This window comes from Puia sp. P3, from assembly GCF_050632245.1.
Classification (GTDB): Bacteria; Bacteroidota; Bacteroidia; order Chitinophagales; family Chitinophagaceae; genus Puia.
Window position 1 is genome coordinate 143,337 of record NZ_CP192583.1, and the last position, 20,639, is coordinate 163,975.

A 20,639-nucleotide genomic window follows, 5' to 3' on the forward strand; every position below is an offset into this window, starting at 1 on the left:
CTTCCCATTCCCCTTTAATAAAAGCCCATAGCTGGCGTCATAGATGCCGGCTTCGGGTTTGGACTGGTCAAATTCCCGCCGATCAAAAGATCGGTCAGACCATCGTGGTCAAAATCCCCAGCCGTCAGCCCATAGACGGTCGAGAACTGCGCCTCGGTCGGCAATGGCTTCTTCACAAATCCACCCTTCCCGTCGCTGAGAAATACACAGCTCTCCAATTCATAGGCGTCGAGTTTCACCGTCTTGTCGAGCTGCTCTTTCGTAAAGATATCCTGGACGGTCTGTCCCTTATAGTCTTCGTAGTGGAGGTATTTTTTCTTCAGGTAGGGGAGCGCCGCGACCAGGTCATGTCTTAACGCCATCGGATACTGCTTGTCGCCGTTATAACAGCAGACGATTTGTTCGACGGTCCCGTTCTGGTCAAAATCACCCGCATAACAGGTCACGGGTTTGGTCGCGCTCGCCTTAAACCTCGAGTTCAACCCATGATTGCCGGCAATGATATCCGGATAGCCGTCGCCGTTGACGTCGGCGATCAGCAGCCTGTTCCACCAGCCGTTGGTTCCGGCCAAACCCACGGAGGAAGTCGTCTCGCGGAGCCGGCCTCCCTCATTATGGAAAATCCTCACCGGCATATATTCCCCGACAACGATCAGATCAGGCTTCCCGTCCTTGTCATAGTCACACCATTTCGCATCCGTGACCATACCCGCCTTCTCCAACTCCGGACATAGTTTAGACGTCACATCCGCAAACTTCCCGTGCCCGTCATTCTCCAAAATATACCCCTTGCACGGATACCCATAACTAAAGGGCTTCAACCGAACCCCCACAAACAGGTCCAGGTCCCCGTCCCCGTCAATATCGGCAGCCGTAACACAACTCGTACTTTCAAAAATTGCGGCCGAAGGCAGCTTGCTGCGGCGACTTCACGAACCGTCCGTGCCCGTCATTAAGATAAAGCCGGCTGATCAGCGCCGTGGAATTCGGCGAGAACTCGTTGCCCCCGCTGCAGACAAAGAGGTCCTTGTCCCCGTCCCCGTCGGCATCGAAGAACAGCGCGTCCACGTCCTCGCATTCCTTGTCTTGCGGGGCAAAGGGCCTCTTCACAAATTTTCCATCACCCCCTGGATATACAACCCCTTCTCCTGCCCCTTCGCCCCACAGATATAAACATCGTCCAACCCATCCCCGTTCACGTCCCCCACCGCCACCCGCGGTCCGGCGGTCGAGAGCATGGAGAAGATAAGCCGGTCGCGGTTGAAGTCGTTGAATTCGTTCTCCTGATGAATGAAGTTGAGACCCGATGTGGTGGTAAATAGCGGTTTCTCTGAGATTGCGGGTGTGAGTTGGGTGGTTGTGGCGTCTTTTTCGTTGAGTGTAATGATACTGTCCGGGCGAAGCCCCGATAACACAGTCCGCCGTCCGGACGGCCAGTCCACCACCAGCGAGTCGATCCGGGCCGCCGTGCCCAGTCCAAAATTCAACCGGCTATCCACAGCCGACTCAAAACCCCGCGTCGGCATCTCCTCCTGATAGGCAAGCTTCGATCCATAATAGACCGTCGCCTTCGCCCCGACTGCAAACCGGTTCAGCCCCATCCCATGCAAAACAACCTTCAGCCAGTGATTGCCGGGAACGCCCATATTCCTATAAACAAAAGCCGGCATATTCACATTATTGACCACGAGGTCCAGATTGCCGTCATTGTCCAGATCGGCGTAGGCGCTGCCGTTGGAGAAGCCCGGCTGGTCCAGTCCCCATTCCCGCGCCCTATTCGTAAATTTCAAGTCTCCGTTGTTGTGAAACGCATAGTTCGGCAGCGGCGTCGACGGGATCATATTGACCAGCTTGCTGATGACACCCTTCCCCTGGCCGGTCACACCCTTCCCCTCGCTGATCATTCGCCTCACCTCCGTGGGATTGGCCATATACTGGATATAGTCCTGATCCGTCAGGTCTTTGTATATACCATTCGCCACAAAAATATCCTTGTATCCGTCGTTGTCGAGGTCGGCGATCAGCGCGCCCCAGCTCCAGTCCGTGGCGTTGACCCCCGCCAGACGACTGATCTCGCTGAAATGCGCGTCTCCCCCTGCAGGCGCCGCCCCCGGTTCAACTGCAAAACATTTCTCACAAATTGCTTGTAGTAGCCCCCCGCGATATCCGCCTGATACTTCTCCCAGGTCTCGAACGATGTCTTCGTCTTTACCCGATCCTCCGCCTCTGGCAGCATATCCGTCACATAGATATCCGGCAACCCGTCATTGTTGATATCGGCAATATCCGCCCCCATCGAGTTCATGCTGATCTCGTTGATACAGCCCTCGAGGTCTTCACGAAAACTACCATCCCGCTGATTGATATACAGATAGTCCTTCTCAAAAAAGTCATTCGAAACATAAATATCCGGCCACCCATCCTTATTGACGTCGGCAATCGTCACGCCCAGCCCAAATCCGATCTTGCTGCTGTAGATGCCCGCCTCCCTCGTAACATCCGTAAAATGCCCGCCGTCGTTGCGGTACAGCTTGTTCCCGCCCAGCGTATCGGCGATATTCCGCTGGTCGCGTACCAGGTCGTAGTTGCCCACGCTCCGGAAAGAATTGTTCAGCAGATAGCAGTCGAGGTCCCCGTCCCGGTCGTAGTCGAAGAAGACGGCGTGGGTCGACAATCCCGTATTGGCAAGGCCGTATGCTTCGGCACTATCCGTGAACGTAAGATTGCCGTTATTGATAAACAGCTGGTTCGCCCGGTGCTTCCCCTTCAGGTCGCCCGACTTGCAGACATAAATATCCATCAGCCCGTCGCCGTTGACGTCCGCAAACACCACACCCGTCGACCAGACCCCATCGCTGGCGACGCCCGCCTTTTCGGTAATGTCTTCAAATCTGAAGCCGCCCTTATTCAAATAAAGCCGGTTCGATCCCTGATTGCTGCAGAAGAAAAGGTCCGGCAATCCGTCGTTGTTGATATCGCCGACGCCAACCCCTCCGCCATTGTAGAAATTGCGGAAGGTGTACATATTGAGCTCCTCGGAAAATTGCAGGTTGTTGGAAAACCCGATGCCCGTCGAGTCCGCGGGCAGAAGGGAAAATAAAGTAGCCGGCCGTCGCGCGCGGTTACCGGTACACGCAACAGCCAGCAATAGAGTACATGCGATAGAAACAGACAGACGCAACATAGGCTATTTCGTCAGCAGCAAGCCGACGTCCTTCGGCATATATCGCAGGGCCAGGGATATATGCTAAACTGTTTGACCTTGACGGCCCCCTGGCCCTGCGATATATTAATAACCAGGATTTTGCTTTAGATTCTTATTGGCATTCAATTGTGCATCGGGCAGCGGCAGGATATTGACGTGGTTGATCCCGTGCGGCCCCAGATTGTCGGCCGGGTCGGCAGGGTGGAAACGCCATGCGTTGTTGAACACGCCAAAACGTATCTGGTCCTGTCTTCTCCAGCCTTCAAAGAACATCTCCCTTCCGCGCTCTGCGAGGAAGCTGGCGGCTGTCATGGATGCGAACGGATCGACGCCGCCGTGTACCGTCCTTATCTGGTTGACGATCGCCAGCGTGATCGGATCATTCCAGTTGGCGGCCTTCCGGGCATTCGCCTCCGCCTTGGTCAGCAGGATATCGGCATACCGGAATATCGCAAAGTCGTTGTCCTGGTTTTGCGTCATGCCTGAATAGAAGGCCCATTTGGCGATACGCGCGCCCGACTGGCGCCATGCCGTCGGCTGCAGCTCGTTGATATACGGCGTAAAAACGATCGGCGCACCATTGGGGTCGCCCGCATAGTTCGGCCCGCTCTTCTCATAACCGCCGTCCTGCAGCTGTTTGCCGTCGGCGCCATACTGCGGCCCGACCAGGAAGTTCGAAAGCCTTTTGTCCAGCGTACCGGTAACGCTGTCGCCCGCGGGGTCGGTACCTACGACCATTCCCTGCGGACCCGGATTTTGGCTGGGATCGATATACGAATTATAGAACTCCTGGATGCTCGCGAAACCGTTCCACGGCTGGGCGTTCATGTTATAAGTATTCTGATTGAGGCCGTTGAGGGTCATCATACAGAAATTGTTGCCCTGTTCGTGCACATGGTCGTAGGGGATGGTGAAGATGGTTTCCGGCACGCCCTTGTTCTCCTTGGAGAAATTGTCGGCGTAGTTGGGCGTCAGCGTGTACAGACCGGAATTGATCAGGGTGTCGCAGGCGGCCATGCACTTGTCCCACTGCGCGGTCCCGGTGTAGATCTGGGCGTTCAGATACAGCTTGGCCAGCGCGGCCCAGCAGGTGTAGGCGTTGACGCGGCCGTACGTGGACTCCGCGGCCGGCCCGGTATGCGGCAGGATCGAAGCGACGGCGCGCAGCTCGGATTCCACCAGTGCATACACCTGATCGCGGGTGCTGTTGGCGGGAGGCGTGGTCTGGGAGAAATCGATGCTGATCGGCACGTTGCCGTACCAGTCCAGCAGCCACAGATAGTAGATGGCCCTCAGTCCCCTTAATTCCGCGACGTACTGCGGGATCTTGGGGTTCTGATATTTGGAGAGCGTTGCGATCAGCCGGTTGCAGGTATTGACACCGGAATAACAGAAATTCCAGCCGTTGATCGGGTCGGTGTCTGTCGACTGCACCGTATGCGTGGCCAGACGGACCCAGCGCCCGCCGTCACCCCAGTCCGGACCGCGCGTCGGAACGACGCACTCGTCGGTCATCGCCTCGTTGATGGGAATGAAGTGGTTGTTGCTGGCGATGCCCGAAAGATTGGAATAGGCGGCGCCTACGGCAGAGGACAATTCGGCGTCCGTCTGGTAGAACCCGTCGCTGTTCACCGTATCATAGAGGTATTTGGTCTCGTCCAGCTTCGTACACGATCCGATAAAGACCAGTGACGCCAGGACGGATGTTCGTATGATAATATTGTATTTCATATGCTGATTGAGTTTGAAGTATTAGAATCCCAGATTGACTCCGAGCGTGAACGACCGGGTCATGACCCAGTTCTCCCTTCTGTCGATGCCCGGGGCCAGGATATTGGCCGGGGCGACGCTCTGGTCGGCATAACGCACTTCGGGATCGGCGCCGGTATAGCCCGTGATCACAAAGAGATTGTAGCCGGTCAGGAAGACCCGGAGACTCCTGAACCCACCCGTAGGATCGCCGTCCTTCTTCAGCGGCAGATTGTAGGCGATGGTCGCATTGTCCAGTTTGACAAAGCTGGCCTTCTCCACGAACAGACTGCTGAACAGCTGGGCGTCTTTTACGTTGGGATTGTAATACTTCGTTTTGACAACATTGTATACCGACGACACCGTGGGGTTCTCATAGAACGCGCGGTAGGTGTTGATGAGCTGGTGACCGAATGCCCCGCGGAAGAAGACGTTCAGGTCGAAATTGCCGTACTTGAAACTGTTCGTCCAGCCCATTTCATATTTGGGGAGACCGTTGCCGATGATGGTCCTGTAGTTGTTGTTGTCGGCGACCGGATTGCCCTTCCCGTCGTCGAAAAGATACTTCCCGTTCTGGTCTACCCCTTTATATACGGCCTGGTAAAAAGCCCGATGGGCTGCCCTTCCATGGCCCGGGTGATCTGCGTGGCTTCCTGTCCGGGGCTGCCCAGATTCGAGGCGCCTACATAGGAGCCCGCCAGCGTCGGGTCGAGGTGTTTGAGTACTACGTGCGCGCGGGAATAGTTGAGGCTCGTCGTCCACGTGAATTTCCGCTTCCGGATGACGTCGTAGTTGACCAGCAGTTCAAAGCCATTGCTCTGCAGCGTGCCGATATTCTCCCAGGTGGTGGAGACGAGATTGGGCGGCACGGGCACCGTAACGTTGAAGATGAGGTTCGAAGTCGTACGCCGGAAATAGTCCGCCGCACCCGTGAGCCGGTTGTCGAAGAGGGCGAAGTCCAGACCGATATCCGTCTCGGCCTTTTTTCCCATTTCAGGTTGGGGTTCGGGTTCTGGTTGGGCGCATAGGTATTGCCGTACTGGTCGTTGCCGGCATAGTAAGAGCCGGCTACCGTCAGCGTCGGCAGCGATAGATAGGAATAGGGTGGGAGGCTCCCGGTGACGCCGTAGCTGGCGCGCAGCTTGAGCGTATTGATGTTCGCTATATCCACCATATGGGCAAAGTCCAGACCGCCGCTGACGGCAGGGAAATAACCCCATTTGTTGTTGGGACCGAACTGCGTCGAGCCTTCCCTTCGGATGCTGGCCGCCAGAAAGGCGAAGTTTTTATAGTTGGCGTTGACCCTGCCAAAGAACGCGACCAGCTTGCTCGCGTTTTTGAAACTCTTGACTGTCGCCAGACCATACGGGATGTCGAGTGCGGCGGAGATATTCCCGCTGGCGGCGTCGGTGACAAAATTTCCTGCGCCGATATAGTTGCCGTTGTTGGAAAAATCCTGGTACGAGTAACCCGCGATCGCGCCCATGTCCAGGTCGTTGAACTTGTGCTGATAGCTCAGCGTATTCTCATACAGCTGGCTGAAGGCGGTAGCCTGCTGCAGGATCTTGTAGCCGTGCCTGCCAAAGCCGTTGTCGAGGGCGGGGTCAAAGCCGCGGTTGGCATAGGCATTTATCGGGGAGTACTTGTCGGAGTCGGAGTTGATCGACTGCTGGGCATAGCGTACGAGGAATTTAAGGCCTTTCAGGATCTCGTACTCGGCGCTGCCGGCAATGTTCTGCCTCCTCATCGTCACCGTGTTGGTGTTTTGCGTCAGCAGGGCGACGGGGTTGGAATAGTCGGTGGCCGAGAACTCGAACCAGCCGCCGCCCGCGATATCGTTGATGCTTCCCACCGGCACGTGGACGGGGGCCGTGGGGTTATAGATGGTGGCGTATTCAAAGGCGTTGGCGAAGCCGACGGTCGATACGCGCCGCGTGGAATTCATGGTAACGTTGAAGACCAGCCGGTCGTTGAGAGCCTTGTGCTGCAGGTTGATGCGGCCGTTCAGCTGGTTGAAGCCCGTAGTGATGGCGATGCCCTGCCCGTTGCGGTAGTTGAGCGAGACATTATAGGAGGTATGGCCGTTGCCGCCGGACAGCGAGAGATTGTGCGCGTGCGTGATGGCCGTTCGGGTGATCTCCTTGTTCCAGTCGGTATTCGCGCCGTAGTCGGTGCCCGCGCCGGTGGACTTCAGCAGGTCGCGGAATTCGCCCGGGGTCATATGCCTGGTAAAGCGCGCGCCTTTTTCGGCGGTGACCGATCCGCTGTAGGAGACCTGCGGCCCCGACCGGCTGCCCGACTTGGTGGTAATGATGATGACACCCGCCGAACCGCGCGTACCGTAGATGGCGGCGGAGCTGCCGTCTTTCAGTACGTCCATGCTGGCGATATCGTTGGGGTCGACCGAGTTGATGTCGGCGCCGATCTGCCCGTCGATGACGATCAGGGGTGATGTGTTGGCGCCAAGGGTCGACAGACCGCGGAGACGGATGGTGAAGCCCGCGTTGGGGTCGCCGCCGGGTTTGGCGATGGAAAGACCGGCGACCTTGCCTTGCAGCACGCTGCGAGACGTCGCTGATATTGCCCTTGTTGAACTGCTCGGCGTCCACGCGCGTGATGGCGCTGGTGATCTCTCTTTTCTTTTGGGTGCCGTAGCCTACGACAACGACCTCGTTCATGGCGGAGTTCAACTGCGTGAGGCGGACGTCGATGGTGGTGCGGTCGCCGACGGTCGTTTCCTGTCCCTGATAGCCGACATAGGTGAAGACGAGTATGGAGTTTTTGCCGGGTACGAGGATGGTGAAGGAACCATCCGCGGCGGTTGCGACGGAGGTCCTGGTGCCTTTAACGGAGACGGTGACGGCGCCGAGTTGAACGCCGGTGTTGTCCGCGACCTTGCCGGTCACGCGGATGGGCTCCTGAGCCAGGAGGACGTTGGCATATAGCAATGCCAGGCCCATTAAAATCATTCTTGATTTTAGCAGCGGGTGCATAAGCTTGTTTTTGGTTATAAGTCACAAATACGCGGGTCAATATGACCGTGTCAAGCAAGTATTTTCGTGTTGGTCCGGGGAATGGTTACGAGCTGGAACGGAAAAAGGGAAAAGTTGGAGCAGGAGGAAGCGCGAGGAGGATGGATGGTCCCATGTGCAATCGTTTTGAATGTTATTCTACAAAAGCAAGTTTACAAATGTCAAACGAACATTTATATCTTTTCGTAAAAAAAACCTGTTCTGGGCCACAGAACAGTGTGTATTAAAGACTCATTAAAAGTATAAATTTTTTAAATCAAAACAATCGATTGCAATGTCCCGAAATCGCCGATTTCGGCCCACGGGCCTGATAAAATATTAAGTATTAATTAACTGTGTCGAAATGTAAAAGAGGATAATTTTTTAAATATTTATTATGACTATGAGTAAATGTATGAAATACATTTATTTATGTTTTAGCGTTTAGCAGGATCGCCGGCCCTACCCCGGTGGCCGGTGGAATATGAGTACCTCCACCCTCATATTGGCGTGCATCTCCTCCGCGGGTCGCCGGATGGGCAAACCTCGATCTTTTGTTACCCATACCTTTATAGCTGAGATGAGACGGGTCAAACCCTTCTTCGATGAGTATATCGTAAATAAGTTTCGCGCGCTTGACGGACAGCTTGAACAGTGGGTCACCCGGTTCGGTCACGGGCACTGTGAAGTTGACGTATCCGTCGACCTCGATATAGTCGGTCTTGTATTCACGCAGCAGCAGTAGATACCGGGGAAGATACATGCGCGATGATTCGGTGAGGATGGCCTGGTCTTCGTAAAAGTTGATATCACGTAGTGTGATGATGGAGTCGGGCTGCCCCGCGGCCGTGTCACCCGCGCCTTTGACAGCACCCGTGTCGCGGGCTGCCGCTGCATCCCTCACAACCGACGGATAACTCCTCACTACAACCACTCTGCGGTTTACACTATCCCCGCCATCCACCTGCCCTCCTTCTCCCAGGCCCGCGACCACCAGTCCCGGCAGCGTCCCGACCCGAGCCGCTACCTGCTGTGCCCTGCGAAGTGACAACCCCTGATTATATTCCACTGTCCCTACCGTATCCGTATAACCGTAAATATAGACCGTGTCGGTCGACGCATTCACGCGCCGGACAAAGGAATCCAGCCTTGAGACTTCCTCCGCCCTCAAGTCGTGCCGGCTAAACCCAAAATATACCGTCAGACTATCGCGGGACCGCCCCTGCGCTGAAACGCTGAGCGACGTCCCGATAAACACGGCAAGACAAACCAAAACTCTCATACCCGAATATACCACAAGTCGAGGACCACCATGCAAAAACAACCCCGGCTTCCTGCCGGGGTTGGGAATATTTGTTACGATCAGTGTCGGGGATGCGCGCAGGGCTACGACCAGTGGCCGGGAATCCAGTGGCTGTGATAATAACCAGCCTCATAGTGCCCCGGCACCCAGTGCGAACCATAAGGACGGGCCGATACGTAGCAGGAGCTGAAACCGGCAGCGATGACCAGACCCAGCAGGAAAAGTTTAAATTTGGATGAATTGAGCGTTTTCATGATCTTAAGTTTTATATAAGACCAGTCACTGAATCCGCTGTTTAATCCGCGTCAGACCTAATTAACATCCGGATAACGGTTCCCCTATGGGATAGCCTGGCTGAACGATACCGTCGACGGTTCAACAGCTTTTGCATCATAGTGAGTCGCCGGAGGCGCAATTCCTTTTGCCACAGGCCGGTCATGATCGAGCGACCAGTACAGCGTGATGCCGCTGACCTTCATCGCAACGGGGTCCTGTCCCGCCAGCAATTTGCTTTTCAGCGCGGTCACGAAGCCCGACGGGTTCAACGCAACGGAATCACCCGGCGTGCTCAGGTCGAGAATGAATTGGGGGCGTTCCACTGCGTCGTATAGTAGCCGGGGCGCTGCTTGCTGAATTGCACCGAGAAATTATTGCTCTTCGCCGACGTGACTGTATAATAGTCCACAGACGGGATGAATGGCGTTGCCGAGACGGTGTCGCACCAGTGGTTGACGTAGTGGACGATGGCGTTGTGAACGGTGTCGCTGAGGACCATATCGTAGTAGTATTTCTGAAAGGCTTTTCCGCCTGGGTATATCAGATCCGCATTGTACAGGGAGGGGTTATTGCTCGGCATGGTCACCTTTAAAAGCGTGCCAATATCTGTCGTATCCGGGTAGCCGTATGCAAAAAATATGTCGATGGTGTTGTTGGCCGGCAAACTGAACTTCACCGCCCTTGCGGTGTCCATATGGGAGAGGTCCACTACATCGTTGGGTCCGTTGTTCCGGTGGAAATTATACAGTCGCGCCTTCGGAAATAAGAAATAGGTGAAGGAGCTGGAGTAGTTGTAGTTGACGGTGATCGAGCTGTCCGCCGAACCGGGGTAGTACGTTTGCAGACCAGTATATTGCTGCACACTGTAATAAACATCGTAGGGGCTCAGAGGGACATGGGTGTATTTGATCGTAGTCGGCTGCATCGGCGGTGTGGGCGGACGGTTAGACTTGCCTGGCACCGAGTCGCTGCCGGGCAGAGCAGTCCATAATAAAGGGTCGACGCCCTTCACGGCCTCGATGACGTACATTCGGATAGAAGAATCATAGGCGATCACGGATATGTCCAGTGCGGCCACCCTCGTTACCAGGTCGGCATTTAGCGGCGTATTAATTGTGGTAATGGTATCCAGTACAACCTTCCCAGCCGGCTCGCTGACGACGAGCTCATACTTCTTCAGTCCAAATGTTTGTATCTGATAGGCTGAGGCGAGATAGTTCGTACTGAAATGCCTGACGCTGTCGACAGGTGTCGGGGGCGCAGGCGAAGGATCATTGTTCTTGTGACAGGAAAATAAAGCGATACTAATAATCAGGCAGCTTACGGAAAGGGTCAGTCTCATAATAGTGTTCTGGGCGTATTAGGGTTGAAGCCGCGAATATAGCACATTCCCAATCCACTCGACACACCAATATAAGACCGTGCAGTAAACAGGGATAACCGTGCAGTTTTGACGAATTTTCGTGTAACTTGATCACTCAAATACTATACTGTTTATGAGGGCACCCCTGCTGGCCGTACTGGTCATTTCCCTATATGGTATCCCCGCATTCGCACAGCATTCCAACGATGGCGCGCACCCGCCGGCAGCAACCATCGCCTCGGTCACACAAAACTGTAAGAAATTCGAGGGGTTTTATACTTTTTATTACGAAGACAGGACGGGCAAGCTTTTTCTTGAGATCGACCGCTTCGACAGGGAATTCCTTTATTTTACCAGCCTGCCACAGGGCATCGGCAACGGTGGCGCCGAACGCGGGCAGGCCTCCGCCGTCATCGTAAAATGGATTCGGGCCGGGGCGAAGGTCTTCCTGCTGCAGCCCAACTACGAGGCCCGCTCCGTCAACGGTAGCGCGGCGGAACAGCGGGACGTGACCGACGCCTGGTCGCAGTCCGTACTCTTCGGCTTCTCGCCTGTAGCCGTCGAGGGCGGGAAGACGCTCATCGACCTCACGCCTTTCGTTGTGCGCGACGCGCTGCATATCGGCGAGACCATCGGCTCGGGCCGCGCCAATCCCGGCGCGTCCTTCGCGGCCAGTGCCGCGGGCAGAAGCGCGACCTCCACCGGAGCGGGCTATCACTTCGACGAAAGCCGCAGCGCCGTCCTCATCGACAACAGCAGGAACTTTCCAAAAAACACCGAATTCGAGGCGATGATCAGCTTTATCGGCGGGGGCGCCGGCAGTGGAGGAGGATTCCGAAGGGGTGGGGCAGTGGCGCCCGACCCGACATGCGTCACGGTCAGAATGCACCAGTCCTTTGCCGGGCTTCCCGACAGCGGCTATCAGCCACGGCGATTCGACCCCCGGTCGGGCTTCAACAGTTTTAGCTATCTCGACTTCTCCGCGCCGATGAGCGAGCCGCTCGTCCGGCGCTTTATCGAACGCCATCGTCTGAAGAAAAAAGACCCTTCCGCTGCCGTCAGCGAACCCGTCCAACCCATCGTATACTATATCGACAACGGCGCACCCCCTTAATCCGGAAGGCGCTCATCGAAGGCGGCAGCGTGGTGGGACCAGGCGTTCGAAGCAGCAGGCTATAAGAATGCGTTCCAGGTAAAAGAGCTGCCCGAAGGCGCGGACCCCATGGATATCCGCTACAACGTCGTCAACTGGGTCAACCGCAGCGGCAGCCCGCAGCGCGCCTTCTCCTACGGAAGTTCGTATATCGATCCCCGTACGGGCGAGATCATAAAAGGCGTCGTAACCCCGGGCTCCGACCGGCACCGGGAAGACTATCTGATCGCCGAAGGCCTGCTTCAGCCCTATTCCGACGGCAAACCCATATCCACCCGGATGCAGGAGATGGCGCTTGCCCGCATCCGCCAGCTATCGGCTCATGAGATCGGTCACACGCTGGGACTGACGCATAATTTTACCGCCAGCGTTAAGGACCGCGCATCGGTGATGGACTATCCCTTCCCAAGGGTTGACATGCGACCCGACGGCAGCATCGATCTCAGCGAGGTATACGCCAAAGACATCGGCGGCTGGGACAAACGCGCCATCATCTGGGGCTACTCCGATTTTGCAAACGGTATAGACGAAAACGCAGCGCTTGACGCCATCATGAAGGAAACACTCGCACAGGGCTATACCTATATTCCCGACGTCGGTGGCATGGCCCATCCGCGCGCGAACCAGTGGGACGACGGCGCCGATCCGGTCGCCCAGCTCGACAAGCTGATGAGCATCCGCCGCCGCCTGCTGGACCGCTTCTCGGAAAACGCCATACAGCAGGGCCAGCCCATGGCCACCATCGGGGAAGTCCTCGTTCCGATATACCTGCTGCACCGCTACCAGGTGGAGGCCGTCGCCAAATCCCTCGGCGGACTGTATTTTACACACGCGGTCAAGAACGACGGGCAGCAACCCACGGCGATGGTCGATCCTGCGGAACAGTGGCGCGCTTTCGACGCGCTGATGAATACGATCACCCCGAAGGCCCTCAACCTGCCGGAAACGCTGATCCGAAAAATCCCGCCGCGCCCGACCGGCTACCCTTCCGGCATCGAGATTTTCAACGGCCACACCGGCCCCTCCTTTGACCCCATCGCCGCCGCCGAAGCCGCGGCCGCCAATACGCTGTCCTACCTGCTCAACGGCGAGCGCGCGGCCCGCCTGATAGAATACCAGGCGCGCGACAGCCGTCAGCCGGGCTTGCTGGCCGTCATCGACAAACTGCTCGACAAGACTCTGGAAGGCGCCCCCGCCTACGGCTACGAGGGCGAGTTACAACTGCTAGTCGACAACCTCGTCCTGAAATACCTGCTGGCCCTGGCCGCCGACCCAAAAAATGCGGAGAATGTCCGCGGAGAAGCCCTCGTCGAGATCAAGGGACTTAGAAGCTGGATGGCCGGCCGCGTTGGCGCCGGCGCGAGCAAAAAGAACGCCGCGCTGTTCTTCGGACTTTCGCAGATAGATGAGTTTGAAAAATCGCCGGATAAATTTGTGCCGCAGCCGGCGCTGGAGATGCCCCCAGGCGCACCTATCGGAATGCCCGGAATCTTCGATGCCCCCTGCGGCAACGACAACGGTGCGCAAAAGGATTTTTAAAGCCCTATCTTTATAGCACCTATGCGCATATACCTCACTTTACTCGCGATATACTTCACAACATCGACCCAGGCCCAGTCTTCCTGGCTTTTAATCGGCACCTACACCAACAAAGGAACGAACAACGCCACGCCTCCGGCCGACAGCACCGGCAGCAAGGGCATCTATGTATACAAATTCGACGCCTCCACGGGGCACGCCACCTTCCTCAGCCATACCGAAGGCGTCACCAACCCCTCCTACCTCGAGGTCGCCACGGACAAACAATACGTATATGCCGCCACCGACACCCGCACCCAGGCAGAAGGCAGCATCAGCGCGTTCCGCCTCGACAAAACAATGGGCCGGCTCGAATTCATCAACAAACAGCCGTCAGGAGGAGCAAACCCCGTCTATGTCGCGGTCCATCGCAGCGGACGCTGGGTCGCCCTCGCCAACTACACCGGCGGAAGCCTCTCGGTCTTTCCCGTCGGCGGCGGCGGAGCCCTGCTGCCCTATGCCCAGAACTTTCAGCACACCGGCCACAGCATCAACGCCACCCGCCAGGAAAAATCACACGTCCACTCGGTGGTATTCTCCCCCGACAACCGCAGTCTCTACGCACAGGACCTCGGCGAGGACTCGATCCATATCTTTCAGTTCAATTCCGCGACGCCCCAGCCACTACGATCAACCGAAAAGATCCCCGCCACTCCCGGCGCCGGGCCAAGGCATCTCGCCTTCCACCCCAACGGCAGATGGGCCTTCCTGGTAGAAGAGCTCGGCGGCAGCGTGGACGCCTACCGATATTTCCCCGGCACCGGCCACCTCCAGCCGATACAGCGCATAGCCGCGCACCCCGATACGGCCAATGGCCCCTTCCGCAGCGCCGACATACACGTGTCGGCAGACGGTCGCTTCCTTTACGTGACTAACAGAGAAGGGGAGAGTAATATCGCGATCTTCAGCATCGACGCAGACAATGGAACGCTGCGAACCATCGGGTATACCCGGACGTTGGGCATAGAACCGAGGAATTTCACCCTCGACCCGACCGGCGGCTATCTGCTGGTCGCGAACCAGGACAGCAACGAAATAATTATTTTCAGGGTCGACAAACAAACAGGCCTCCTGCAACCCACCGGCGAACGAATAGAAATACCTTCGCCATCCTGCCTGAAGATGGTCGAATAAACTATTAGATGGTGGAATAAGCAATGCCCGTACACACCGAGAATATATTATTGATTGGCTCCATCCTCCTCCTGTTGAGCATCCTCGGCGGCAAGACCACCAGCCGCTGGGGCGTACCCACCCTTATCTTCTTTTTACTGGTAGGCATCCTCGCCGGCTCCGAAGGCATCGGCGGCATCCCCTTCGACGACCCGCCCGTGGCACAGCCTGATCGGCGTCGTCGCGCTGAATTTTATCCTGTTCTCCGGCGGGCTGGGCACGAATTTCAGGACGATCGCGCCCATACTCAAAAAAGGACTGGCCCTCTCGACCCTCGGCGTGGTCCTGACGGCGCTGTCCGTCGGCATATTCGTACATTTCCTGCTGGGCTTTTCCATGCCCGTCGGCCTGCTGCTGGGGGCTATCATCTCCTCCACCGACGCGGCGGCCGTATTTTCCATCCTGCGGGGCCGTGGCGTCCACCTCCGCGGCGATCTCGCCCATGTCCTCGAGCTCGAAAGCGGTAGTAACGACCCAATGGCCTATTTCCTCACTATCTCCCTCACCGCAATTGCCAGGGAAGGTTCCTTTCACGCCGGCGAGCTGCTCCTCCTCTGCGTTAAGGGCTTTGTCATCGGCGCTCTCATGGGCTACGCCACCGGAAAGGGCAGTATCTGGCTGATCAACAGGATCCACCTGCCCAACAAGGGACTGTATTTCGTGCTCCTGCTCGCCCTGGCCCTTTTCAGCTATTCGGCGACGGAGACGATCGGCGGCAACGGATTTCTATCCATCTATATCTGCGCGGTACTCCTCGGATCGTCCGATTTTGTTCATAAACGCATCCTCATCCAGTTCTATGACGGTATCGCATGGCTGATGCAGATCATACTTTTCCTTACCCTGGGGCTCCTGGTCTTCCCCTCACGGGTACTGGCCGTCGCCGGACCTGGACTTCTGATCTCCGCTTTCCTTATCTTTGTAGCAAGACCCATCGGAGTGTTCGGCACCCTGCTCTTTTTTAAGACCGACCGGAGAAGTAAGCTTTTCCTGTCCTCGGGTCGGCCTGCGGGGGCAGTACCTATCGTTTTTGCCACCTACCCCCTGATCGCCGGCCTGCCTGAGTCTAACCTTATATTCAACCTCGTCTTTTTTATCGCGGTGTCCTCCGTACTGGTACAGGGGACGACCCTCCCGGCAGTCGCCAGATGGCTGAACCTGACTGTCCCGGATAGTAAGTAGGAAATTTTTACGTATATTACCGGAAGTATTCAAAAGCAATCATTTACCTCATCCGCCCTTAGGGGACGCTTACTATGGGAACCATAGAGAAAAAACTAACGAGTGGCATCGCATTCGCGATTGGCTTCGTGCTTATGATCGTCGTATTGTCCATCTGGCAATATCGCCGGATACAGGACAACGGGATCCTCATCAGGCACACCAATCTGGTATTGTTCAAGACACAGGAGGTCCTGAACGCGGCCGTGCAGTACGAAATGAATATCAAGAACTATCTGCTGACGGGCGACAGCATCTTCCTCAGAAGGGCCGACGACTCCATGACCAGCCTCCGCCCGCAGATAGCAGAATTGAAACAACTGACCAGCGACAACTCCAGCCAGCAACCCCGGCTCGACTCGCTGCTTTTTTATATCAACAACAACCGGCAGGAGCTCGACAAGGCCATGCAGGCCAGCAGGGTCGGGAATTTCGGAATACCACATGATCTGATAACGACCTCGGCGACCAGCGGCTACTCCTCCCATATCCACCGGATGATCGACAGCGTCGTCACCGAAGAACAGCGCCTGCTGGGCATCCGGCGCAATACCAACCAGAACAGGGCATCGCAACTACAGTTCGTGCTATGGGCCATGGTCGTCGCGGTCACCTTTCTCGGCTATGTCTCTTTCCGGAAGATCAGGATCGATCTCGCCCATGAGAAAGCCGCCCGCGAACAGCTGAAGCGCTTCAATCTCGAACTGGAAGAACAGGTACTAAGAAAGACCGCCGACCTGACCGCCTCCGAAGACAAGTACAAGACCCTTTTCTACAAAAGTCCGCTGCCAAAATGGATCTATGACGAGAACACCCTGAGTTTCCTCGAGGTCAACGACAAGGCTATTGAGATGTACGGATTTACGAGACCGGAGTTCCTTTCGATGACGCTGAAGGATATCAGACCGGTCGAGGACATCCCCGAGCTGATGGAAGAGATCGAAGACGTGCGAAAGCGCCCGGAAGTATACCGCGGCGCCCAGTGGCGGCACGTCAGGAAGAACGGCGAGGTCGTCGACGTGCTGGTCAACGGCCACACGATCGAATTCGAGGGCAGAAAGGCGAGATTGGTTGCCATCATCGATATAACGGAAAGGAGGCAGCACGAGAAGCAACTGCGGTCGCTGAACCTCGACCTGGCCAAACGCGCCAGCGAGCTCGCCGCGTCCAATGCAGAACTCGAGCGGTTTGCGTACATTGCCTCGCACGACCTGCAGGAGCCGCTGCGAATGGTCAGCAGTTTCCTGCAATTATTGCAAAAAAGATACGGAGGGCAGCTGGACAACAAGGCCGATCAGTATATTCACTACGCCGTCGACGGGGCCGAAAGGATGAAGGCCCTCATCATGGACCTGCTGGAATATTCCCGGGTGGGGACCGCAAAGGAAGGCTTCGGAAAAGTGGACGTCAATACCGTACTCACGGAAGTGAGCGATATCTTCCACGAAAGGATCAGCACCGCCCACGCGAGCGTCGACATCGGACCGATGCCCTGCGTCTGGGGCGACAAGGTACAGGTGACCCAGCTGTTCCAGAACATGCTGAGCAACGCCCTGAAGTACCACAGCGAGCAGCCGCCGGCGATCGTTATCCGCGCGAAGGAAGAGCCGAATTTCTGGCAGTTCTCCATCGAAGACAATGGTATCGGAATCGAGTCCCAGTTCTTCGACAAGATATTTATCATCTTTCAGCGGCTGCACAACAAGAGCGAATATTCGGGGACGGGCATCGGACTGGCTATCTGCAAGAAGATCGTGGAAAGGCACGGGGGAAAGATATGGGTGGAGTCGGTGCCGAAAAAAGGAAGCACATTCTATTTCACTATATCTAAAAAGGTTTAACCTTATCGGATTATGCAACAGATACACATCCTGCTCGTAGACGACAACGAAGGCGACATCCTGCTGACACGCGAGGCGCTCGACGACGCGCGCATCATCAATAAGATCTCCATCGCCAACGACGGCGTGGAGGCGATCAGCTTTCTCAAAAAGGACCCTCCCTTCCGGGACACCGAAATGCCCGACCTCATTCTGCTGGACATCAACCTGCCCAAAATGGACGGGACCGAGGTCCTCAGCATCATCAAGAACGACCCCGAGTTAAAACGCATACCTGTCATCATGCTGACCACTTCTTCATCGGAGAAGGACATCCTCGCCTCCTATGACAATCATGCCAATTGTTATATCACCAAACCCGTCGACCTCGATCGGTTTATGGATGTCGTTCGCACCATTGAAAATTTTTGGATCAGTATTGTCAAACTGCCCAAAATCGCGTCTTAACAATGTCAGAAGAAACTACACCACTAACGATTCTTGTCGTGGAAGACAACCCCGGCGACCTCTTCCTCCTCGAAGAATTCCTGCGGGGCACCGATCTCGATATCAGGGACGTGAAACACGCGTCCAGCCTGGGAGAAGGCAGAGAGATCCTGGAAAACGATCCCGCGGACCTGGTCTTTCTTGACCTGTCCCTGCCCGATAGTTTTGGGCTGGATTCCTATAGGGGCATCCAGGCGTCGACGCAGCGCATTCCCGTGATCCTCCTCACCGGCCTCACGGATACCAAGCTGGCCATGCAGGCCCTCGTGCTCGGCGCGCAGGACTATCTGGTAAAAGGCGAGTTCGACGAGCGCATCCTGTCCCGCGCCATCCGGTACAGCCTCGAACGTATGCGTAACCTGCTGCACCTGCGGGAGAGCGAAGAGCGCTATCGCGAACTCTTCAACAACAACCCCATGCCCATGTGGGTCTTCGACGCCTACACCTTTCATTTCCTCGAGGCCAACAGCGCGGCGGTGCAGCACTACGGCTATACGCACGAAGAGTTCCTCGCCAAAACCCTCGCCGATATCCGCCTCGAGGGCGATGTCGACGAGCTGCGGCAGGAGGTAGCCGAGATCTGGCACCACCAGGACGGCATGAAAAAGGGCATTCTCCGGCACCTCAAAAAGGACGGCGAGACCATCTTCGTCGACACCGCCTGGCATAGCATAAAATACAAGCACAGACCCGCGATCCTCGTACTCGCCAACGACGTCACGGAACGCATCCAGTTGGAGAACGAACTCAACGAACAGCGGATGAACCGCCAGCGCCAGATAACCGAGGCCGTCATCGTCGCACAGGAAAAGGAAAGGACCGAGATCGGCAAGGAGCTCCACGACAACGTCAACCAGATCCTCGGCGCCGCCAACCTCTATATCAATACCGCCATGACGGACGAGGAAATGCGCCAGGAGCTGCTGGACAAAAGCACCCAGCTGGTCAGCAAGTCGATCAACGAGATCCGCAAAATATCCAAATCCCTCATCACCCCCGGCCTCCGCGAGATCGGCCTCATCGAGTCGATCGAGGATATCATCGACGATATGCGCGTCATCAAGGACGGCCCCCTCATCGAACTCGACCTGCAGAACATCACCGAGGAGCAGATCGAAGACCGCCGCAAACTCGCCATCTTCCGCATGGTCCAGGAGCAGCTGAACAATATCATCAAACACGCCCGCGCGACAAGGGTCCTTATTCGCCTGTCCATCGAGGGCAGCGACATCGTTCTCACCGTCAGCGACAACGGCGTGGGTTTCGACCCCAGCCGCCACCGCAAGGGCGTGGGGATCACGAATATCATCAGCCGCGCCGAGTTGTTTACGGGAACCGTCGAGATCCAGTCTTCGCCTGGAGAGGGGTGTACGCTAAGTGTGAGTTTGCCGATGCATGCGGCCGTCAGTATGCCGTCGACCTGAGCGCCGCCGGGCGCAACCCGCCGCCTAAAGTTTCTTCAGGATCTTCACCAGCCGCTTCGCGATCAGCGCGTCCCCTTTATCGGAGGGGTGTAATCCATCGTATGTCATATCGATGGCCTCCGGGGGATACGGATACTCGCCTGCCGGGTCGAAGGGAATGTCCTTATATTCCGGCCAGCCAAAGTCGCGGTACTGACCCGTCTGCGGGTCCTTCAGTCTTTTGAAATGCACCAAATTCGGCACCGAAAGCCGCTTGTCGTGGTAGAGGTCCACGACGCGGAGATGCTCTTTGGCGGCAATGGTGAGCACGGCATCGGCCACCTGTTCGAGGGTCTGCCCGTCTTTTTCTTTATATGAGCCATAAGCATTATTCGTCGCCCTCCCCACCTGCACAAAATCCGCCCTCGGCATCGGGGTGATCAGGATGATCGCCGCATCCTTATTGAGACTCCGCAGCTTGTTGACGATGATCCGGAACGACCCGTAGACCGTACTGTCGCCGGTGTTATTTTCGTAGTCCGCCCAGCCGCCGATGCGGTTGCCGTGCCACCAGTCATTCGTACCCAAAAATACGCTGTACACGTCCGCGGGCGGAATGCCCAGCTTTTCGATCGATCTGGCAATATTAGAGGACGTCCAGCCGTTGTGTCCCCTGGTTGGTATAGTGGATATAAGGCAGCTGCTCGGTGACCCGTGTGAGGTAGCCCTTCGTGACCCGGTGGCCCGTCTCGTCGGGATGTTCGTTCAGATAGGTGATCGAATCCCCTACGGCGACCCAGCTGACGGTACGGTGGTCAAACGCGGCGAGCAGCAAAGGCAGGACAAGGAGACAGGCGAGTTTTTTCATAACGACAAT

21 protein-coding genes and 3 pseudogenes are annotated in these 20,639 nt (G+C 56.4%); 7 read left to right on the forward strand and 17 right to left on the reverse strand.

The features are described from left to right. Positions 1-14: 14 nt before the first annotated feature. From ACQ86N_RS00825 to ACQ86N_RS00885, 13 genes and pseudogenes are all read right to left on the reverse strand, one after another. Entirely contained in the window at positions 15-914 is a 900-nt protein-coding gene (locus ACQ86N_RS00825) for an FG-GAP repeat domain-containing protein (protein ID WP_431217929.1), read from the reverse strand. Then, positions 892-1,110 (reverse strand): hypothetical protein, encoded by a 219-nt coding sequence (locus ACQ86N_RS00830; RefSeq protein WP_431213507.1) that lies wholly within the window; start codon positions 1,108-1,110, stop codon positions 892-894. The genes ACQ86N_RS00825 and ACQ86N_RS00830 overlap by 23 nt, the downstream gene beginning before the upstream one ends. After that, positions 1,107-1,982: an ASPIC/UnbV domain-containing protein gene (locus ACQ86N_RS00835; RefSeq protein WP_431213508.1), complete on the reverse strand. Its 876-nt coding sequence runs from the start codon at positions 1,980-1,982 to the stop codon at positions 1,107-1,109. The genes ACQ86N_RS00830 and ACQ86N_RS00835 overlap by 4 nt, the downstream gene beginning before the upstream one ends. A gap of 38 nt (positions 1,983-2,020) precedes the next feature. Further along, positions 2,021-3,184, reverse strand: a complete 1,164-nt coding sequence (locus tag ACQ86N_RS00840) for an FG-GAP repeat domain-containing protein (protein WP_431213509.1) — start codon at positions 3,182-3,184, stop codon at positions 2,021-2,023. 105 nt (positions 3,185-3,289) lie between these two features. Then, positions 3,290-4,936, reverse strand: coding sequence for a RagB/SusD family nutrient uptake outer membrane protein (locus ACQ86N_RS00845; protein WP_431213510.1), 1,647 nt, complete (start codon positions 4,934-4,936; stop codon positions 3,290-3,292). Between the two features lie 21 nt (positions 4,937-4,957). Beyond that, on the reverse strand, positions 4,958-5,716 hold the full coding sequence (locus tag ACQ86N_RS00850) for a hypothetical protein (protein ID WP_431213511.1): 759 nt from the start codon (positions 5,714-5,716) through the stop codon (positions 4,958-4,960). A 29-nt stretch (positions 5,717-5,745) separates the two neighbouring features. Further along, positions 5,746-6,174, reverse strand: a pseudogene (locus tag ACQ86N_RS00855) (TonB-dependent receptor domain-containing protein); the annotation flags it as partial. Positions 6,175-7,265: 1,091 nt separating this feature from the next. Beyond that, positions 7,266-7,514 (reverse strand): annotated as a pseudogene (locus tag ACQ86N_RS00860) (TonB-dependent receptor plug domain-containing protein); the annotation flags it as partial. 160 nt (positions 7,515-7,674) lie between these two features. Beyond that, a pseudogene (locus ACQ86N_RS00865) lies at positions 7,675-7,947 on the reverse strand (carboxypeptidase-like regulatory domain-containing protein); the annotation flags it as partial. 448 nt (positions 7,948-8,395) lie between these two features. After that, the gene (locus ACQ86N_RS00870; RefSeq protein WP_431213512.1) at positions 8,396-9,247 is read right to left on the reverse strand and encodes an OmpA family protein; all 852 of its coding nucleotides are present in this window, start codon (positions 9,245-9,247) and stop codon (positions 8,396-8,398) included. Between the two features lie 104 nt (positions 9,248-9,351). Beyond that, on the reverse strand, positions 9,352-9,522 hold the full coding sequence (locus ACQ86N_RS00875; protein WP_431213513.1) for a hypothetical protein: 171 nt from the start codon (positions 9,520-9,522) through the stop codon (positions 9,352-9,354). An 84-nt stretch (positions 9,523-9,606) separates the two neighbouring features. Further along, the gene (locus tag ACQ86N_RS00880) at positions 9,607-9,867 is read right to left on the reverse strand and encodes a hypothetical protein (protein WP_431213514.1); all 261 of its coding nucleotides are present in this window, start codon (positions 9,865-9,867) and stop codon (positions 9,607-9,609) included. Then, positions 9,837-10,886, reverse strand: a complete 1,050-nt coding sequence (locus tag ACQ86N_RS00885; RefSeq protein WP_431213515.1) for a hypothetical protein — start codon at positions 10,884-10,886, stop codon at positions 9,837-9,839. Before ACQ86N_RS00885 ends, ACQ86N_RS00880 begins: the two co-directional genes overlap by 31 nt. Before the next feature lie 154 nt (positions 10,887-11,040). On the opposite strand from ACQ86N_RS00885, the gene ACQ86N_RS00890 reads away from it, so the two are divergent. From ACQ86N_RS00890 to ACQ86N_RS00900, 3 genes are all read left to right on the forward strand, one after another. Beyond that, positions 11,041-12,021 (forward strand): DUF5117 domain-containing protein, encoded by a 981-nt coding sequence (locus ACQ86N_RS00890; protein ID WP_431213516.1) that lies wholly within the window; start codon positions 11,041-11,043, stop codon positions 12,019-12,021. A 108-nt stretch (positions 12,022-12,129) separates the two neighbouring features. Continuing rightward, the gene (locus ACQ86N_RS00895) at positions 12,130-13,599 is read left to right on the forward strand and encodes a zinc-dependent metalloprotease (protein WP_431213517.1); all 1,470 of its coding nucleotides are present in this window, start codon (positions 12,130-12,132) and stop codon (positions 13,597-13,599) included. Positions 13,600-13,620: 21 nt separating this feature from the next. Continuing rightward, positions 13,621-14,772 carry a lactonase family protein gene (locus ACQ86N_RS00900; protein WP_431213518.1) on the forward strand — a complete coding sequence of 384 codons (1,152 nt, stop codon included), beginning with the start codon at positions 13,621-13,623 and terminating at the stop codon, positions 14,770-14,772. Between the two features lie 4 nt (positions 14,773-14,776). On the opposite strand, the gene ACQ86N_RS00905 is transcribed toward ACQ86N_RS00900, so the two are convergent. Both ACQ86N_RS00905 and ACQ86N_RS00910 read right to left on the reverse strand, forming a co-directional pair. Further along, the gene (locus ACQ86N_RS00905; protein ID WP_431213519.1) at positions 14,777-14,920 is read right to left on the reverse strand and encodes a hypothetical protein; all 144 of its coding nucleotides are present in this window, start codon (positions 14,918-14,920) and stop codon (positions 14,777-14,779) included. Further along, a complete protein-coding gene (locus ACQ86N_RS00910) occupies positions 14,907-15,119 on the reverse strand; it encodes a hypothetical protein (protein WP_431213520.1) in 213 nt (70 codons plus the stop codon). The genes ACQ86N_RS00905 and ACQ86N_RS00910 overlap by 14 nt, the downstream gene beginning before the upstream one ends. Here ACQ86N_RS00910 and ACQ86N_RS00915 point away from each other — a divergent pair. From ACQ86N_RS00915 to ACQ86N_RS00930, 4 genes are all read left to right on the forward strand, one after another. Then, the gene (locus ACQ86N_RS00915; RefSeq protein WP_431217930.1) at positions 15,025-15,993 is read left to right on the forward strand and encodes a potassium/proton antiporter; all 969 of its coding nucleotides are present in this window, start codon (positions 15,025-15,027) and stop codon (positions 15,991-15,993) included. The two genes, ACQ86N_RS00910 and ACQ86N_RS00915, sit on opposite strands and share 95 nt — an antisense overlap. A gap of 74 nt (positions 15,994-16,067) precedes the next feature. After that, the gene (locus ACQ86N_RS00920; protein WP_431213521.1) at positions 16,068-17,873 is read left to right on the forward strand and encodes an ATP-binding protein; all 1,806 of its coding nucleotides are present in this window, start codon (positions 16,068-16,070) and stop codon (positions 17,871-17,873) included. A gap of 12 nt (positions 17,874-17,885) precedes the next feature. Next, positions 17,886-18,320: a response regulator gene (locus ACQ86N_RS00925; protein ID WP_431213522.1), complete on the forward strand. Its 435-nt coding sequence runs from the start codon at positions 17,886-17,888 to the stop codon at positions 18,318-18,320. A 2-nt stretch (positions 18,321-18,322) separates the two neighbouring features. After that, on the forward strand, positions 18,323-19,783 hold the full coding sequence (locus tag ACQ86N_RS00930) for a response regulator (RefSeq protein WP_431213523.1): 1,461 nt from the start codon (positions 18,323-18,325) through the stop codon (positions 19,781-19,783). A 24-nt stretch (positions 19,784-19,807) separates the two neighbouring features. Here ACQ86N_RS00930 and ACQ86N_RS00935 read toward each other — a convergent pair whose 3' ends face one another. Both ACQ86N_RS00935 and ACQ86N_RS00940 read right to left on the reverse strand, forming a co-directional pair. Further along, a complete protein-coding gene (locus tag ACQ86N_RS00935; RefSeq protein ID WP_431217931.1) occupies positions 19,808-20,455 on the reverse strand; it encodes an SGNH/GDSL hydrolase family protein in 648 nt (215 codons plus the stop codon). Next, positions 20,409-20,630 (reverse strand): hypothetical protein, encoded by a 222-nt coding sequence (locus tag ACQ86N_RS00940; RefSeq protein WP_431213524.1) that lies wholly within the window; start codon positions 20,628-20,630, stop codon positions 20,409-20,411. Before ACQ86N_RS00940 ends, ACQ86N_RS00935 begins: the two co-directional genes overlap by 47 nt. Positions 20,631-20,639: the final 9 nt, after the last annotated feature.